Origin of the sequence: Streptomyces lushanensis (assembly GCF_001700515.1) — a bacterium.
In the GTDB taxonomy this organism is placed as follows: Bacteria; Actinomycetota; Actinomycetes; order Streptomycetales; family Streptomycetaceae; genus Streptomyces; species Streptomyces lushanensis.
The window spans coordinates 1-270 of the sequence record NZ_MAUD01000645.1; the positions used below are offsets into that span (position 1 = coordinate 1).

1 pseudogene is annotated in these 270 nt (G+C 75.6%); it reads left to right on the forward strand.

The window, feature by feature from the left end:
• Positions 1–270 (forward strand): annotated as a pseudogene (locus BFF77_RS36080) (hypothetical protein); the annotation flags it as partial.

Below are 270 nucleotides of genomic sequence, written 5' to 3' on the forward strand. Positions count from 1 at the left end.
CACGCGGCAGGACGTCCGCCGGCTGAATCCGGCCGGAGACCACTTCTTTCTCTGGGACCGGCCGGTGTGGTGGTTCGGGCCGGCGAGCGCCGTGTGGACGGGCGGTCTCGCGGTGGCGGCGCTCCTGGCGTACGCGGCCCGGCGCCGCGTTGTCGCGCTGCTCCCTCTCGTGCTCGCCGTCGCCGCCGCCGTACCGATCGCACGGACCGGCGAGGCGGTGTGGCGGCCGGATCCGGAGGCGCTCCGGCTGGTCTGTGACGACGGCACACC